Raw genomic sequence first — 14,885 nt, forward strand, 5'->3', positions numbered from 1 at the left:
AGCAAGCGAGGGACAGGGCCTGGGTTGCCCACGCCGACACAGTTTCGGCTGGCTGAATCGATAAGGTGGACTTACCTTTTATAGCTTATTTTGTCGGACCTGCCTTGGGGCAGTCCCTGTTTTCGCCCAACGCCCCCGTGCTTCTTATGGAAAATAAGGATGTTGAAGCGCGGGTCTGGATTCAGATTTCTGAACCGGGCCTGCCAGTTCGCTCTGCCTCGCTGGACATTAAAAGCGCCAGCCAGTTGGCATCCCAACTAGGTTTTCCAGTTTCCGACGAGATGCTCGCCGACTCTGGCTTTCGCGAGAAGCACGCCGTTTCACTCGCCTCGAACATCAAAGACAACCAGGGCACCACGGTGTACGAACTGGACGTGATTGCAGTGGGTGACCCCCGCGATTGGCGCAGCTATCACCTGCTTCGTCACGGGTGGTGTGGACCGGAGCAGCCGTTCACCCTACACCGAGCAGGTGAGGTGATCAACTGGAGTTCGGGTGCCGCCGCGAGATGTACCCGAATTGGTAATTACCACGAAAATGCGGAAGCGTACCGGAATCTTATATTTACGCACTTTCGATAGCCAATCAAAAGCCACGCCGTCCGCGTCTTAACCACAGACTAAGGCTAACGCATCCAGAACCAGCTATTATTTTGCGGCGCTGGGCCGAATCTCACGGAAGGGGCGCAGAAGAAGTGAATACCCTAGTTAGCGGCCAAACGATTAGCGGCGAGAGGCGTCGCGAGGCAAGGCAGACCTAAGCCTACGCCTTCTGTGACTGCAGGTACCGGTATACGTCGGCAAGGGCGGGGCCCACGGCCAATACGGCTTGACGAAGCCGCTTAGGGGTGCAGCCGAGCGCTTCGCACCACTCGAGCACTGCTTCGTCGTCGTCTAAACAAATGTAGTTGCCTTCCCGGCGGGCATTATGAGAGGAGGGGTTGAGCATATGGTAGAGAAGCAATAGAAAGGTTTGTACATGGTCAGCAGCTGCGCCAGCTGGCGGTTAGCGCCGGTAGCGTTGGGTGAAGATCCCAGGTGACCCAGCAGGGTCGCTCTATTGGGCAAAGGCCGTCACAATGCCCGGCGTTTCGAAGCAGGAGCCCGGCGGCCAGCAAAAGGGCAGCAGGAAGAAATAAGTCCCCTGGTTAGTGGGCAAATCAAGTCCCAGCTGCTTAAGGAGGGCAGGAGTTGAGGCGGCATTACCGGTTCAGGTGGGCTCGCACGTCGGCCATGAGCGGGCCCACCGCGAGCACGGCGTTGCGCAGCCGAGTTTCCGTGCAGTTGAGCGTCTGGCACCAGTAGTTCACCTCCACGGAGGACTTTACATTGACACGGTCTGGGTCAGCTGGAAGGGGAGAAGTCAAAACGTATATAAATTTGTGTAACAGAAGGTTAACGTCGGGCTAGCAGCGTTGCAGTGCGAAAGCGAAGCACAGCGCCGATCCTACGGCGGTAAATAGGTAGTTGGCTGCTTTAGATAAGCCAGTGAAATGAGGGAGCGTTATTTTTTGAGTTGCCTCCATTCTAGGGCTGTAACCACGTAGCCGGGTTTGAGATCCGTTACCCTGACGCCGGATAATTCACGATTCGCGGCAATCCGCGTGGGCAGGACGAAAAGTGGCACGAGCGGCGCCTGCCGCTGCATCAGGGTCTGAAACCGGCGCAGCAACTGCCGTTGTCGGCGCGGAGAAGTAGCGGCGGCCACTTCGGCCAGAAATCGGTCGCTGGCTGGGGTGCCAAACCCGGTTAAGTTGCTGACTCCAACGTATTGGGAACCCAGGATGGGGGCGAAGTTGAACACGAACGGATTGCCCTTGAGCGTGCGCAAATACAGATCAAAGTCTCCCGCCAGCAGCAGCCGGTTGAGCGTGGCCGCTTCCGCGGGCTGCAACTCCACAGGAATGTCCAGGGCGGCCGCGCTGGACCAAAACTGCAGCGCGATGGTGGCAAACAGGGCATCGTCCGCCCGGTAGCGCAACGTTAAGCGCAGGTGCTGAACACCTCCTCGGTTCCCTGCTGGTCGCCGCCACTCGCCGGCGACGTGCCGCCAGCCGGCTTGCTGCAACTGGGCGGCCGCGCCGGCGGGGTCGAAAGGAATGAGCTCGAGGCTATCGTTATAGCGCGTCTTGTCCACGGGGTTTATAAGGCCCACCGTGCGGACCCCGACGCCGCGCTGCGTGGCGTGCAGCAGGCCCTTCGCGTCAAAAAGTCGGCTGAGGGCTCGACGGGTCGGCGCGTCGGCGAGGACGGGTCGGCGCGTATTAAAGCCGGCCGTGACCACGTTGTGGGATGAGGCCGTGTGCAGGGAGACTGTCCGCCGAGCTTGGTCGGAATTTAGCAGCTGCTCCGCCTGGGCAGCCGTTACCTGGGGGTAGAGGTCGATATCCCCCCGCCGAAGGGCCAGCCAGGCCGTTCCTTCATTGGGGATGATGGCAAAGCGCAGCGCCCGTGGCCGGGCCTGCAGCACGACGGGGCCCGGCGCCGGCAACTGGTCAGCCCACCAATCGGCTTTGCGGCGGAAAGTCAGGTTCTGGTCCTTATTCCACGCCGTCAGCCGGTAAGGACCACAACCCGGCACCGCCTGGCTCAACGATTCATAGCGCCGGGCCAACGCCACCAGCGCCGTATCCGGGGCGCGGTTCGCGGGCCAGTGCTGCAACTGAGCGAGGGAAAAGCGCCGCAGCCGACCGGTGGGGTCGAGGCTGGCTTCGGACAAGATGGGATAATTGCCCGAGGCTTGCGCGTATTCCGGCGCCTGCCCGGCGCAGGTGATCGTGAAACGGCGCGCGTCTTTCGCATCAGGGGCGACGGCTTTGATGAAGGCGTATTCCATGCGCAAACTCTCGTTCGGGAGGCCCGGGCAGGCCATCAGTTTCAATGTAAAAACGACGTCCCGCGCCAGCACCGGCTGGCCCGTGTCCCAGCGCGCCGCCGGTCGCAGGCGGTACGTGAGCAGGGTCAAAGAGTCGCCCACCAACTGCCGACGGGGAAACGCTTCCGCCAGGGCCGGGTCAAACGTGCGCAGCGCGTAATTGAGTTGGAGCAGGGCGCAGTGTATGAGGTTAGCGGCTTCGATGGCTTGGGGGGTCGAAAGGCGCAAGGGGTCGAGGGCTTCGGGATCCTGCGCCCACCGGATGCGAACGGGCGCGTTCGCGCTAGGCGGGGGCGAAGAACAAGCCATTACCCCCAGTAGGATACCGACCCGGCCAATTAGGTGCCTCATAGCGGCGCGCGAAACCTTGTGCATGATTAACGGAAAGAAATGATAATCAGGAGGGAAATGGCGGGCGGTACGCCCGTCCGCGCCTCATTGTGGGGGTATTGCGCCGTACGGGAGGGAATAGCGGTGGTTAGCGCGGGCTCGGGCAGTGAGCGCGCGAGCCCTGGGCAAAGCCTTGCCCGGGTCAAGCACTCGGGGTGGCTTCCCGAGTCTTGCCGCGGGGCCGCCCACGCCGGGGGGCAGCGTTGGCGGCCAGGGGCGGGCCTTGCTGAAGTAGGTGCAACGTTAAATCCCAGAGCTTTTCGTAGGGCACCACCTCGATTTCGGCGAAAGCTTCCCCCGGCAGGGGCGCGGCCTGCAATTTAGCCAGCAGGCTTTGGCCGCGCTGCGCGCAAACCCGGGGGTTAAAGTCCCATTCCAGAAGCAACATCAGGAGCCGTAAGAACAGGCGGCTGCGCAGCGCTTGTTCTTCGTGGAGATGGAGCTGCTGGTACTTGCGCAGCCGTTCCAAGCGAATCATCACCGCATCTAGGTCACGCCGCTGTAAGTAATACAGAAGCTGCACGATCAACACGGCCACGTGGTGACCGCGCTTGTCGCGGTTGAAGTCCGGCAGCGTCAGCGCCCACTGCGCCACTGTCGGCCGGGCGAGGCGACCCGCGGGCAATAAAAATTCCAGGTACGTCCGGTATAGGTCCCAGCGCTGGCGGGCCACGGCTTGTTGCTTGGGGTAGGAGGGGTTGGCCGTGACCGCATCCAGCACGGCGCGGGCGTAGGGCCAGTCACCCGCCTGCAAGGCCAGCAGGCAATGGTTTTCCTGGAAAACAAACCAGTTGGTGGAGGAGGCGTGAAACGCCGGCAAGTACTGCCGCGCCAACTCCAGTCCCCGAAGCGATTGGCGGGACATGAGGTGGCCGTAAATGGCCATGAAGTAGTTGTAGCGGTGATCAAAGCGGCGCTCGTTCAACCGGCCCACCTGCAGGTCCTGCTCGGCCTGGGCCGTGATGTGCATCACCTCCAAAAAGTTGCCTCGCAGTCCCTCGTAGAACAGCCGCGCCCGGTACAGCAACCAATACGTGTTGAACGTTTGGGCTTGGTCGTGCAGGGCCTGGAGTTGGGTGATGTAGTCCGGAAACTGCGGCAGCAAGCGGTGCTGCGATGCGACGGAGTTGCCCGCGGCCACGCGCAGCTCCGCATTGACGTGCTCGGCCTCGTCTTCCCAGGCCAGCAGTTGCTGCAGCCGCGCCAGTTCGGCTACCGTTTCCCGGTAGCGGACTGGCTTGCGACGCGTCACGTAGAGCGTGCGCAACTGGCGGGCGGCTTGCACGGCGTGCGCGATAAAGCCCTCCCGGTCGGCCAGCAGCAAGCAGCGGCGCAGCCGTTGTTCGGCGAGCCCGTACTCGCCCTCCAGGGTCAGCGCCGTGGCCTGGTGCAGTAAGTGCAGCACGCCCATCTCGTAGCGGCGGGTCACCAAGTGGCGGGGATCGGTGTGGTCGAGAAAGAACAGGTGGTTGAGCAGCTTGGCTTGCAGGCGGGCCTTTAGCTGTTGAAAGGCTGCCAAAGCAGCCGGCGTAGACATCCCGTATACTTCCTTAACAATTTGTCTTTCAGTTAGCTCTGTTCCATGTGACAACACGCGCAGGAGGTGGAGTTCCTTGGTGTCCTGCGTGCTGGCCAGGTCCAGCAGCGGCAGATTAGCCAGCCCACGGGATGTTACAATTTGAGCTAAGTTGGTAATTTCTTTCAAAGCAATATTATGATTATCAACCTTTTGTGATTAAAAAAAGAGATTTTGAATGAAAAAACACGTGTCATGAATTACTGAATTCTTCCTTTCCTCGACGACAGCAAATATCAACTTTTGAAATTGGAGAAATACGTCCCCAAAAAGACGCTAATGTCATGAACTGATGCTTTGGGCAAAAATGAGGCCAGTACAATAGGCGCCTTGAGCCGCAAAGGAGTCTAAATACTCACTAAATTATTAATAATGTTAAATTATTTAATGGTAAAATATTAGTTAAGAAAAGCTTAGAGTTATCCTTCTGATGGGGGGTGGGAAGGCGGAGTTTTGTGTCGTTAAATCCAAGCACACAAACACTTAACGTCGTAAGATGCTCGAAATAATTACGCTTTTGCTGCTGCAGGCAGCAACCCTCTTTGGTACGCCTATCACCGCTGAATCGGCGGCGACTACCAGCGCCGAAACAACGACCCACGACGGCACGCCGCCGGCCAATCCACCTCTTCAAATCGGCGACAGCGGCTGGGGCCACGATTAAACTGGACCAATGCCGGGCAGAGCAAACGCTACTCTGTTTTTCAATAATTACTGCCGCCAAGGGATTTGTGGATAAACGCCTTGGGGAATTATAGGAATTGAGTCTTTCTACCCGAAGCCAATTTCGAATTGTTGATTAACTGCTCTGTCCGGCAAATTCCAGTACCATTTCTATGCGGGAGGCAGTTGAACGCAGGTGCTGCAGCTGTGACCAGTAGGCTCTTGGCACAAGCAAGAACCCTCACCGGCTGACGGCGACTGCGCGCTTCGCCCCTCAGTGCATCACAACGATTGCAGTACCCTCATTCATCGGGCTGGCTCAGGGACTGAGGGCCTGTGAAGTAATGGTTGAGACATCAACCCTCCGCCTGAAAGTATCATCTTTTTGTTTTCTGCAACTCATCCCACCCATGGGCTTATTTGACAAAGTGTTTGGCGGCCCAGCCGTGCAAAACAATCCCTTTACCGAACCACGGGAGGCTTTTTTCGCCATCCTCTACGCCTGCATGTCGGCCGACGGAAGCGTCGACAACGAAGAGATCAATGCGCTTGTGGTCTTGACGCAGCAGAAAGCCCTCTTTCGCGGGGTGAGCGTACTGGACTTGTACCGCCGCATCGCCCCGAAAGTCGTTTCGCTGGGTGCTCGGAAGGAAACCGTAGCCCTCGCCGCGCCTTTTGTCCCGCAGGACTTGCGGGCGACGCTGTTCGCCAACTGCGTGGACTTCGCGGCCGCCGACGGCATCGTCGGACCGGCCGAACAGGCTTTGCTGGAACAGCTTGCCCAAGCCCTGGCTCTAGACGAGTCGGAAAGCCACACCATCATCGAGGTGATCATTATTAAAAACAAGGGCTAGTATGCGCAATCGAACCACTGCCGCGCTTTTAGCCTTCTTCTTGGGCGCTTTTGGCGGTCAGTACTTTTACCTGGGACGCATCGGGGCCGGCATCGCCAGCATCCTGTTTTTCTGGACCCTGATACCCTCGTTTATTGCCCTTTATCATGTCATCAAGTTCCTCACCATATCGGATGAGGCCTTTAACCTGCAGTACAACCGCGAGTACTTGGCGGCCTTGAACAGCAGCCAACTAACGGCTGCCATGCAGTACGTGGCTTATCAGCAGCCAGCGGCCGTCTCCGCTCCCGTGGCCATGACGCGAACGACGCAGGCTCCGGTCGGTGCCCCGCAGGCGAGTTTGACCGATGAATTGGAACGCTTGTTTAGCCTGAAAGAGAAAGGAGCGTTGACGGAAGAAGAGTTCCTTGTGCGCAAAGCAGAACTCTTAGCCTAGGACCGCGTGACAACTACCTTAGTACTGGTCCTGCTCTGCTTGGCCTTGGCCGCGGCGGGGTATTGGTGTTGGAAAAAAGCCCAGCAACACGCGGCGGAACGAGACGCCGCGCGTCAGGAAACGGCGGCCGCCCGCGCCCAGCAAAAATTCTTGGAGGAGCGTTTTCGCCCCGTAATGGACGCCGAAGCGGAAGCCCGCCGCATTGTTGAAGTGGCGGCGGCCGAGCGGGCTCGCATCGTCCAGGAGCTGAACAGTAGCCGCGAACGGCTGACCCAAGCCATTACCGGGTTAGCCGAACAGAAAGAAGCGCAGCAGGCCGAGCAGCACTCCTTGCAACTGCGCATCGACGAGTTGCAGACTGAATTCGCCGCCCTGGACGAGCAGGCCAACTTGCAGTCCTTCGGCTTCTATCAGCCCCGGTTCGACTTTGTCACTTCCGTGGAGTACCAGCAGAAGCTGGAGTACACGCGCACGGCCCAGAACAACCTCATCACTGCAGGCACGGCCGCGACTTGCTCCATTGAGTGGCAGGTGAACGGAAGCGTTACGGAAGGGCGCAAGCAAACGGCCCAGTACCTCAAGCTCATTCTTCGGGCTTTCAACGGCGAGTGCGACGCGGCCATTGCCCGGGTCAAGTTCAACAACGTGCTGGTGATGGAAACCCGGATCCGCAAGTCCTACGAGGCCATCAACAAAATCAGCAAGTCCCAGCACAGCAGCATTGTCCCCACTTACCTAGACCTGCGTCTGCGCGAGCTCTACCTCATCCACGAGGTGCAGGAAAAGCTGCAGGAGGAAAAGGAAGTGCAGCGGCAGGTGCGCGAGCAGATGCGCGAAGAGGAACTGGCCCAGCGGGAGTTGGAAAAAGCTCGAACGGATGCCGAAAAGGAGGAGAAGCGCTACGCCGACGCTCTGCGCAAAGCCGAGCAGGAAGTGCAAAAGGCTACCGGCGAGGCCCAGCAGAGGCTATTGGTCCAAATCGAGGCATTGCAAGGGCAATTGAGTCTGGCCCAGCAGAACAAACAGCGGGCCATCTCCCAGGCGCAGCTCACGCGTTCGGGCCACGTGTACGTCATCTCCAACATCGGCTCGTTTGGCGAGGACGTTTACAAAATTGGCATGACCCGCCGCCTCGACCCGCTGGACCGGGTGAAAGAATTAGGCGACGCATCCGTTCCGTTTCTCTTTGACGTGCACGCGGTGATTTATTGCGACGACGCCCCAAAGCTTGAGAACACCCTGCACCGGCTCTTTCACCAGCGCCGGGTCAATCGCATCAACGAGCGCAAGGAATTCTTCCGGGTCACGCTACCGGAAATCGCCGAGGCGGTGCTGGCCAACCACGGGGAGATTGCTTTTCTGCACGAGGCCGAAGCCCAGGAGTACCGCAAGACGGTGGCCCTGGTAGCCGAGGTGACCAATGGGAGAAATAGACCTTAACCTTACTGAGCCAACTACGGCGTGTGAAAACCGTGCCGAGATACAACAAACCAAGTTTATGGAACTGGGCGAATACCAAAACCAGGCTGCTTGCACCAAGCAGCGCTACAAGTCTAAAGACCAAGAAAATTATCTCCTAGGATATCTGGGGTTGGCTGGTGAAGCTGGCTCTGTATTGACGACGCTGAAAAAGCTAATGCGAGATGGCGAGGGATTTGGCAGCTTTGCAGGCCGGCTCACCGAAGAGTTAGGGGACGTGCTGTGGTACGTGGCTGCCATAGCGTCACATAATGACATAAGCTTGGAAGAAATCGCTCACCGCAACCTTTTGAAAGTTCGAGACAGGTTCCAGGAGATCGAGTTGAATTCACTACCTCGATTCGACGAACTATACGATGAGCGATTCCCTGATTCTTTCGTGGTCAACTTCGTCGAGCAACAGCAGGAAGGCTTTTTGACCGTAAGCATGCGATGGGAGAACGAAGCAGGTAGCCTTGAATTGGGTGATCCGTTAACTGACAATTCCAGGCTACCGAACCAGTACCGCTATCACGACGTGTTTCATCTAGGTCATATAGCCTTTCTGGGTTGGTCGCCGGTGCTGCGTCACTTGATGAAATTGAAGCGAAAAAGTGACCCAATCGCACTAGATGCCGAAGACCGGGGGCGACCCCAGGTGGCGGAAGAGGCAATAACCCTTATTGTTTATAACTACGCAAAAGGCAACAAGATGCTACGCAAAAGCGATCGAGTCGATACAGATTTGTTGAACACCATTCAGCAGCTTGTAGTCGATTTGGAAGTAGCGCAGGTTAGCTCTTTCCAATGGGAACAAACTATCATCGCGTCCTACCAGGTTTTTCACCAAGTTGTCGAAAATAAGGGCGGTCGCGTCCTAGTTTCTCCCAAAGACAGGAGACTGGAGTACTTAGGTAAATAATTATGCTGATTAGTCGAAAGAAGCCGCAAAAAAACAAGCTATACGACGATTACTGGCACTTTGCGACTAGCCGCCAAGACGTCTTTCTAAGGCGTCTTCACAACCCACTAGGTCCTTGGACTAGTGACCGAGTGTTGAATGAATACCGGTTCACGAACGTTTTTCGAGCACTCGACCGAGTAACTCAGTACCTAATCGGAGTACAGGCCGAGCAGCAGAGCAACAGAGAGATCTTCTTCAATACGATTCTCTTCAAGCTTTTTAATAAAATCGACACCTACCGCTACCTGGAGCGAGCACTGGGGCCACTCCGTGCAGAGTCGTTTGATGTTGCACGCTACGACGAACTGCTCTCTTACCGCATGTCCACAGGGCATGCTATCTATTCAGGAGCATACATCATGCCCTCAGCGGGGCGGGTGTACGGCCACAAATGGAAGCACACGAACCACTTAGCACTGTTGGCGCAAATGCTAGATGAGAAGTTGGATGAGCGGGTATCGGCCTGCTCTACGATGAAAGAAGTCTATGACCTGCTCCTTTCGTACCCGTCACTGGGCAAATTCTTAGCGTTTCAGTACACCATAGACTTAAACTACAGCTCCCTCATTAATTTTTCCGAGATGGATTTTGTCGTGGCTGGCCCCGGTGCCATCAATGGCATCCACAAATGCTTTTCCTCACTCGGTGATTACAGCTATGAAGACGTCATTCGGCTGATGGCGGAAGAACAAGAAGCCGAATGCGCCAGGTTAGGACTAACACCCCCCAGGCTATGCGGGAGGCCTCTACAACTTATTGACTGTCAAAACTTATTCTGCGAGGTCGACAAGTATCTACGAGCAACTCATCCGGAAGCAGTGAGCGCCGGCGGGCAAAAGCGAATAAAGCAGCGATTTACAGCCAGTACGGAGCCTCTCACCTATAGCTTTCCTCTGAAATGGGGGATAGATCAATCCAATAACGCATTATGGAATCAACCAGCAATCGACGACATCTTTTTATAAGCCACCACCATCAAGACGACGCGGAAGTCTCCAAGCTCACGCAATTAATGGCGGGCAAAGGCTACGACGTGCGCAACAGTTCCGTGCGCCTGAAGCCGGAGAATCAACGCCGCATGGAAGAGAAGCGCGTGAGCGAGAAAGTTATTCAGCGCATTCTGAGCATCAAAATTACGTGGGCTAGTGCCGTAGTTGTGCTCATCGGCAAAGACACGCATGCCCGGCCGTGGGTCAACTGGGAAATTGACAAAGCAAATGAGCAGGGCAAGCGCATTATAGGAGTGTATGCGCGTGGTGGTACAGAAGCGGACATTCCTCCAAGTTTGGAGAAGTATGGTTCAGCCATCGTGGGTTGGAACACGAAAAGCATCATGGCGGCGATTGACGGAACAAACGAATTTCAGCAGCCAAACGGTACTCCCCGCGTGCCGCCCACCAGCGCCAGTTCTTACACTTGCTAAATGAGCAGGGTTTATATCTACGTGGTTGACCGTGATTTAGGCTTTGCTCCAAACCCTTATCACGGCATCTGTAGCCTTGCTACGTGCAAGCCAACCATTCGCAATACCGCCCAAATCAATGATTGGATCGTGGGAGTCGGCGGCGGCCGACTGCACGCGACCGGCCGGTGCGTGTACGCGATGCAAGTGACTGCCAAAATTACTTTCAATCAGTACTGGAGTGACCCCGCTTACCAAGACAAGAAACCCGTGCGCAATGGCAGTAAAAAAATGATGCTGGGAGACAACATATATTTCCTTGACCAGCAGCAAGTTTGGCACCAAGCCCCCTCGCACCACAGTAACGTAGACGGCACAATAAATATTTACAACCTAGACCGCGATACGCAGTCATCCCAGGTATTGCTCTCCACCCGGTTTTACTACTTTGGCAGTGCCGCAGTAGATATACCAGACGACTTACTGCAGGCGCTGGGCTACAAAAACGGACGAGGGCATAGGGTTTTTCCGCTTGATGAAGCTAACAAATTGATCACGTGGATTGAACGTCACACGGAGGCCTTTAATAAAGTGCTTGCTGATCCTTTTAATTTTGACAAAAGCTCAGCGCACTATTCCGTTCGAACGAATCAAATGACGTAGCTGCGGGTGGCCTTGACGTTGACCACCGGCAGTCGGCTTCTAACGTGCCCGCGGCTGGACGAGCAAGGCCAAGCAAGAACTTTCCTTTCTGAGCTTCTGTGGGAAAGATTCGATTCAATTGCCAAAAAACGCGTGGGGAAGCCTACCGATTGTAGTCACGGCAATGCGGTAGCGACTGCGGGATGCTATTTAATGGACTTGGCCCTGCTGCCAGCCATAATGACAAGTCAACAAAAGAGCCTGTTTTAAGTGACTACGGGTTTCATGCATGCTCCCTTGTGCGCTCCAGAGTGCTTTCATATAGCGCCGCCCTTCTAGCGATTCGGATAACCCCGGTTACTTGCAAATCACTTGTGCATTTGAATTAACAGTCAAATGGTTGGCATCTTTGCTGTCAGCTATTCTTCATTTTTTTTCGTGCGGTAGCTGACTGGCCGGCGCGCTTTCTTACAAGCTTGTTTCACTTAAAAACTATGCCTGCCCTAACTACTCCGCACCAATTCACTCCTGAGCAAAACAGCTTCATCCATGACTATTTGAAGGAGGTAGCTAATGGCGACGCTGCCGTCTTTGCTGGGGCTGGCCTGTCGGTAGGAGCTGGCTATGTCGATTGGCGCGGGCTTTTAGAGGACATCGCGCAGGATGTAGGGTTAAAAATCGACCAAGAAACTGACCTCATCTCGCTCGCGCAGTTTCATCACAACGAGCGCGGCGGCCGCGGCAAACTTAACGCACGAATTATCGAGGAGTTTACGGAGAAAGCCGAACTCACGCAAAACCATAAAATATTGGCCCGCCTGCCGATAAACACGTTTTGGACGACCAATTACGATAGCTTAATCGAAACTGCGCTGGAAGCAGCAGGCAAGCGGGTCGACACGAAGCACGAGGTCGGTCAGCTCAGCAACCCCATGTATCGCCGCCAGGCCGTTGTGTATAAAATGCACGGTGATGCCAAACACGCCGACCAAGCCACGCTCACGAAGGATGATTACGAGCGATACCACAGCAAGAATGCAGCGTTTGTTACCACCCTCAGCTCCGACTTGGTTTCCAAAACTTTTCTCTTCGTTGGGTTTAGCTTCACCGATCCAAACTTGGATTATATTCTAAGTCGCGTACGTCTGTTTCTGAACGGCAACTCACGCCCCCATTTTTGCTTAATCAAGCGCGTCGCACGCCACGATAAAGGTATTAAATCGAAAGCTGACTTTGATTACAAAACCCGACGGCAGCAACTTATGGTTTCTGATTTGAAGCGGTTTCAAATAACCGCGGTATACGTAAATGATTATACCGAAATCCCTCTTTTGCTACGCGAGATAGAAACTCGTTATAAGCGTAAAACGGTCTTTATTTCGGGCAGCGCTGCGCACTTTGCCCCGTATCCAGAGCAGGATTCACTACAGTTCATCCATGACCTAAGCCGCGGGCTTGTTGAAAATAAGTTTTCAGTAATTAATGGCTTCGGGGTTGGTGTAGGAAGCGCCGTAATAAACGGTGCTCTTGAGGCGGTAGAAAAGGCTCCTAGGCTTTACAGCGAAGACCAGTTGATAATGCGACCTTTTCCGCAAGTGAAAACTGGTCGTACCGAGCTTGAGAAATTATGGAAGGGCTACCGCGAACGGATGATGTCGTTTGCTGGCATCGCTATTTTCATTTTTGGTAACAAGCTGCAATCGACCGCAGAAGAGCCTGCCACTCCTGAAATCGTGCTGGCGGGTGGGGTACGTAAGGAGTTTGAAATTGCCAAGTCACTCGGGCTGTTGTTGGTGCCAATAGGGGCAACTGGCAGCATGGCCAAGGAATTATGGGCCGAAGTGCAGGTTGCTTATGACAGCCTGTTTCCAAACTCGACCCCAAAACAGAAGAGGCAGTTTCTTTCGTTGGGTGATGAAACCAAAACGCTGGACCAGCACCGCGAAACGGTGATAGAATTGATAAAAAAATTCAATCAAAATTATTAATCATGGCCCGTAAGGTATTTTTTAGCTTCCATTATTCCCGCGATTCTCATCGCGTATCCCAGATTCGGGAGTGCAATTCTGTTTCGCAGCATTTTACGCTTACCCCATTTTTAACAAAATCTAAATGGGAAGAAATCAAACTTGAGGGTCGTAAGGCCATCGAGAACTGGATTGAGGAGAACATGCGCGGCACGTCAGTTGTCGTGGTTTGCTATGGTCGTGAGACCGCTACCCGCCCGTGGGTTCGATATGAACTTGAGAAAGCGCATCGAGAAGGCCGCGGCATCCTTGCAATCGATATGAGCGGCATGAAGAATTTGCAGCAAGCGGTTGACTACATCGGAATAAATCCACTAACCACTGCAAGTGATGCGAACAAAAGACCGCTTTCCAACTTCGCACAGTACCGCACCTATCACTGGAATCATGACGACGGGCGCAATAACATTGACGAGTGGATTGAGCAAGCAGCTCAATTAGTGAATCGGTAGCGGGATGTCTCTTGTCCTCTAGGCTTATCACACTCCGTTTACACATCTTTCCGACAAGGCGTTGCCTTGGCCGCACCACGGTGTAATTCAAGTGACAACTTCGTTTTATCTGGCTCGTCTTTGGAATCCAAGTGCTCCAGCGTGGTCTGCGCCACCTTGCAATAGCTTGTTTGGCCAGTCAGCGCCCGTTACGGGCCCCCAGAATCGAGACCACCAGCCGCGGGTGTTGCCCCCTCCGACTCTGTAAAAACGATACTGCTCGTCGTCCACGAGTGTCCGAGCGAATCGCCGCACGTTGCCGGGCACCACCCAGCCTCGTTCCGCCTGCAGAGAGTGCCTCAGGTGTCCTCCGAACAGATAAATCTCTACGCGTGACTGCTCGTTCTTTAATGGAATAGTGCGGTAATCAATCAGTTGTTTGCTTTTTTGTATCAAATTCTAGCTAAGCAGGAGTTAGCACATTAAAATAGGGACCATCAATTAGGAAGTTGTCGCAATAAGTAGAGATAAAAGAAGCGGTGTGGTCATGCTCACGCTTTACTGGCGTAACCTGCTCGATGCGTCTAACACCAGAGATTTCGAAAAAACGGATATAAATTTTGCATGTAATACCTTTTTATTATATTTATTCCACGAACAAGTATTCTGTTTGGCGCAAGCACTACTGCCTTTTCATAGCCCATCGTTAACGCCTCAACCTCGAACTAATGATGTACGCGTCGGCCTTGTTGTTACAGGCAGCCACTCCGGCTACTGCCATTCCCGTAGTCAATAGTTTCTTTACCACGGAAAGCTTTGCCACTTTTGGTGGCGCAACGGCCATTACGTTTGTGGTCGCCAATGGCATCCAACGGGCGTTTGACTACAACCCCAAGTGGTTGGCTTTGGCCATTGCGATTGCCGTCTGTGAGATGGTGGTGGTGGTGAGTGGCCCTATTACGGCCGCCGCCTGCACAGTGGCCTTGCTCAACGGCTTTTTGGTGTACAGCACTGCCGGTGGAATCACCAGTCTGCCTGGCAATCCCAATCCCGGGCATACCAGCGGCGGGGGAGCCGCTCGCAGCCCCCTCAACGTGCCAGGGGCAACTGCCGCAGCCGCGCGGCCCAACCGGAAGTTTTTGTCCTCGTGGTTCTAACTGCCCAGTAG

16 protein-coding genes are annotated in these 14,885 nt (G+C 55.1%); 12 read left to right on the forward strand and 4 right to left on the reverse strand.

Annotation, left to right across the window (positions count from 1 at the left end; genetic code table 11):
* Window positions 1-146 precede the first annotated feature (146 nt).
* Complete coding sequence (locus BMZ66_RS22060) at window positions 147-581, forward strand: hypothetical protein (RefSeq protein WP_143080354.1); 435 nt, start codon at window positions 147-149, stop codon at window positions 579-581.
* A 181-nt stretch (window positions 582-762) separates the two neighbouring features.
* On the opposite strand, the gene BMZ66_RS26480 is transcribed toward BMZ66_RS22060, so the two are convergent.
* The 4 genes from BMZ66_RS26480 to BMZ66_RS22080 all read right to left on the reverse strand — a co-directional run bounded on the left by BMZ66_RS26480 (window position 763) and on the right by BMZ66_RS22080 (window position 4,969).
* Window positions 763-948: a DUF3606 domain-containing protein gene (locus BMZ66_RS26480; RefSeq protein ID WP_092678518.1), complete on the reverse strand. Its 186-nt coding sequence runs from the start codon at window positions 946-948 to the stop codon at window positions 763-765.
* A 253-nt stretch (window positions 949-1,201) separates the two neighbouring features.
* Complete coding sequence (locus BMZ66_RS22070) at window positions 1,202-1,366, reverse strand: DUF3606 domain-containing protein (RefSeq protein ID WP_214607050.1); 165 nt, start codon at window positions 1,364-1,366, stop codon at window positions 1,202-1,204.
* A 137-nt stretch (window positions 1,367-1,503) separates the two neighbouring features.
* On the reverse strand, window positions 1,504-3,225 hold the full coding sequence (locus BMZ66_RS22075) for an ABC transporter substrate-binding protein (RefSeq protein ID WP_177204855.1): 1,722 nt from the start codon (window positions 3,223-3,225) through the stop codon (window positions 1,504-1,506).
* A 181-nt stretch (window positions 3,226-3,406) separates the two neighbouring features.
* Window positions 3,407-4,969 carry a hypothetical protein gene (locus BMZ66_RS22080; protein ID WP_092678524.1) on the reverse strand — a complete coding sequence of 521 codons (1,563 nt, stop codon included), beginning with the start codon at window positions 4,967-4,969 and terminating at the stop codon, window positions 3,407-3,409.
* 367 nt (window positions 4,970-5,336) lie between these two features.
* Here BMZ66_RS22080 and BMZ66_RS25640 point away from each other — a divergent pair, with 367 nt between their 5' ends.
* From BMZ66_RS25640 to BMZ66_RS22130, 11 genes are all read left to right on the forward strand, one after another.
* Window positions 5,337-5,504 (forward strand): hypothetical protein, encoded by a 168-nt coding sequence (locus BMZ66_RS25640; RefSeq protein ID WP_177204856.1) that lies wholly within the window; start codon window positions 5,337-5,339, stop codon window positions 5,502-5,504.
* Window positions 5,505-5,913: 409 nt separating this feature from the next.
* Window positions 5,914-6,357, forward strand: a complete 444-nt coding sequence (locus BMZ66_RS22085; RefSeq protein ID WP_177204857.1) for a tellurite resistance TerB family protein — start codon at window positions 5,914-5,916, stop codon at window positions 6,355-6,357.
* 1 nt (window position 6,358) lies between these two features.
* Window positions 6,359-6,793: an NINE protein gene (locus BMZ66_RS22090; protein ID WP_092678528.1), complete on the forward strand. Its 435-nt coding sequence runs from the start codon at window positions 6,359-6,361 to the stop codon at window positions 6,791-6,793.
* Window positions 6,794-6,799: 6 nt separating this feature from the next.
* Window positions 6,800-8,233, forward strand: a complete 1,434-nt coding sequence (locus BMZ66_RS22095; protein WP_143080356.1) for an SNIPE associated domain-containing protein — start codon at window positions 6,800-6,802, stop codon at window positions 8,231-8,233.
* The gene (locus BMZ66_RS22100; protein WP_092678532.1) at window positions 8,214-9,173 is read left to right on the forward strand and encodes a nucleoside triphosphate pyrophosphohydrolase family protein; all 960 of its coding nucleotides are present in this window, start codon (window positions 8,214-8,216) and stop codon (window positions 9,171-9,173) included. Before BMZ66_RS22095 ends, BMZ66_RS22100 begins: the two co-directional genes overlap by 20 nt.
* Before the next feature lie 2 nt (window positions 9,174-9,175).
* On the forward strand, window positions 9,176-10,180 hold the full coding sequence (locus BMZ66_RS22105) for a nucleotide kinase domain-containing protein (RefSeq protein ID WP_177204858.1): 1,005 nt from the start codon (window positions 9,176-9,178) through the stop codon (window positions 10,178-10,180).
* Window positions 10,144-10,638, forward strand: coding sequence for a TIR domain-containing protein (locus BMZ66_RS22110; RefSeq protein WP_092678534.1), 495 nt, complete (start codon window positions 10,144-10,146; stop codon window positions 10,636-10,638). The genes BMZ66_RS22105 and BMZ66_RS22110 overlap by 37 nt, the downstream gene beginning before the upstream one ends.
* Entirely contained in the window at window positions 10,639-11,280 is a 642-nt protein-coding gene (locus BMZ66_RS22115; RefSeq protein WP_092678536.1) for an Nmad2 family putative nucleotide modification protein, read from the forward strand.
* Window positions 11,281-11,753: 473 nt separating this feature from the next.
* The gene (locus BMZ66_RS22120) at window positions 11,754-13,247 is read left to right on the forward strand and encodes an SIR2 family protein (RefSeq protein WP_092678538.1); all 1,494 of its coding nucleotides are present in this window, start codon (window positions 11,754-11,756) and stop codon (window positions 13,245-13,247) included.
* A 2-nt stretch (window positions 13,248-13,249) separates the two neighbouring features.
* Window positions 13,250-13,738 (forward strand): TIR domain-containing protein, encoded by a 489-nt coding sequence (locus tag BMZ66_RS22125; protein ID WP_092678540.1) that lies wholly within the window; start codon window positions 13,250-13,252, stop codon window positions 13,736-13,738.
* A 707-nt stretch (window positions 13,739-14,445) separates the two neighbouring features.
* On the forward strand, window positions 14,446-14,874 hold the full coding sequence (locus BMZ66_RS22130; RefSeq protein ID WP_092678542.1) for a hypothetical protein: 429 nt from the start codon (window positions 14,446-14,448) through the stop codon (window positions 14,872-14,874).
* Window positions 14,875-14,885 lie beyond the last annotated feature (11 nt).

Origin of the sequence: Hymenobacter arizonensis (genome assembly GCF_900115775.1) — a bacterium.
Taxonomy (GTDB): domain Bacteria; phylum Bacteroidota; class Bacteroidia; order Cytophagales; family Hymenobacteraceae; genus Hymenobacter; species Hymenobacter arizonensis.